This is a genomic window from Halalkalibacterium halodurans, assembly GCF_004376175.1.
Lineage (GTDB): Bacteria > Bacillota > Bacilli > Bacillales > Bacillaceae_D > Halalkalibacterium > Halalkalibacterium halodurans.
Genome location: NZ_SNUY01000146.1, coordinates 1 through 1,527, shown reverse-complemented (window position 1 = coordinate 1,527; position 1,527 = coordinate 1). Strand labels below are relative to the sequence as shown.

Genomic DNA, 1,527 nt, shown 5'->3' with positions numbered 1-1,527 from the left:
GAGTGGGGCGAAGGTACATTTTTTTGTCTGAAATTATTTTACTTTCATTACCATTAATGGAAGTGTAGTCAACTGATTTTCTATTTATGATTTGATTAAAAAGGTGCTTTTTGAACAAGCTCTTTAAATTAGAGGACATTTTAGAAACGCCAAATGTACCAACGCCATTTGTACCAACACCCCAACCAATCCAAAACATCGTTACAGCAACAGGGTTCGTTAATGGTGAATCTTTGACTGCAACAGCAATTGCTTACCATACGCCGTCTTCGTAAAATTCGTATTGTAACTTAAATAGAAAGGAGTTTATTATATGGCAACACCATCACAAAACGTGCGTTTGCAAAATGGTCAACTCATCCAACCTTTACAAGAAGGACCTGCTATCAATTTAGAGACGTTAGTATCCACAGACGGAGGAGTGGCCTTCTTTAATGCGAATACACCACAGGGACCTAACATTCCACAAGGAAACAGATCCTGTTTTTAGATATATCGTAACGAATATAGGAAATGTCCCACTAGAAAATATAACGTTAACGGATAACGTCTTAGGACCAATCACGATCCCAACAACAACCTTAGCACCAGGTGAGTCTTTTAATGTTGAAAGTACAGGCACATGGCAAGAAGGGCAGAGAGTCAATACTGCTAGGGTAAATGGAGATTATGAAGATATAACGGTTATGGATTGCGATCCGGCGTATTATGTAGGAGTAGTAGGAGCTATGATTATAGAAAAGCTTGTCTCCGTTGACGGCGGAGAAACATTCATACCTGCACCCACACCACCCGGACCAACACTTCCCATAGGAATGACCGCGCAATTTAAATATATTGTTACAAACATTGGAGGAATCCCAATTACCAATATTACTATTGAAGATAACGTACTAGGAACAATAGGGACGATTCCTATTCTTCAACCGGGAGAATCCGAAGAATTTATTTTCCCACCGTTGCCTTAAGAAGAATAAAATTTTATTCCAATAGGCGAACCAATTTTTAGTCAGTATACACTAGTAGGTGTTTGACATATTTCAAAAAGGATAAACATTAGAAATGTATATTTCCATTGTTTATCCTTTTGATTCATCACCACTTTTAGTGATTTAAACAAAAAAGAAGAAAACACTCACAGATTCCTGGCAATAATGTTAGTGCTAACCAAACAAACCAGGAGGGTCTGAAAGTGTTTTCCGTATCACTAGAATTGCCGGAATTTAAAGTTGTTAAACAAGTATTTCATGAAGAGTTTTTCCAACTCAATGTTGTAAAAAAATCAACGGAAGAGCGTTGCCCGTATTGTGGGTTTCTTACTAATCATGTCCACGACAGACGTACACGTAAAGTACGTGACTTAAAGGTACTTGATAAGCCACTCTTTCTGTTTGTTCAAGTGAATCGTTTTCGTTGCTTCAATTGTGATGAAGTGTTCACACAGACGTTTGAGTCTATTCAACCAAATAAGCATCAAACAAATCGCTATCGAGAGTATCTCTATGAGCAGTGTCTTGGCTCAACCAT

Annotated in this window: 3 protein-coding genes; 2 read left to right on the top strand and 1 reads right to left on the bottom strand. The window is 37.9% G+C overall.

The window, feature by feature from the left end; translation table 11 throughout:
- A partial coding sequence (locus E2L07_RS21085; protein WP_208402104.1) for a hypothetical protein occupies positions 1-199 on the bottom strand: 199 nt, incomplete at its 3' end.
- 235 nt (positions 200-434) lie between these two features.
- Here E2L07_RS21085 and E2L07_RS20460 point away from each other — a divergent pair.
- Both E2L07_RS20460 and E2L07_RS20455 read left to right on the top strand, forming a co-directional pair.
- A complete protein-coding gene (locus E2L07_RS20460) occupies positions 435-968 on the top strand; it encodes a DUF7507 domain-containing protein (RefSeq protein ID WP_134230527.1) in 534 nt (177 codons plus the stop codon).
- Positions 969-1,192: 224 nt separating this feature from the next.
- On the top strand, positions 1,193-1,527 hold a 335-nt coding region (locus E2L07_RS20455), incomplete at its 3' end, for a transposase family protein (protein WP_134230526.1).

Bases quoted from the DNA above. Each gene is read 5' to 3' on its own strand.
- E2L07_RS20460 (WP_134230527.1), top strand. From the start codon at position 435: ATGCGAATACACCACAGGGACCTAACATTCCACAAGGAAACAGATCCT.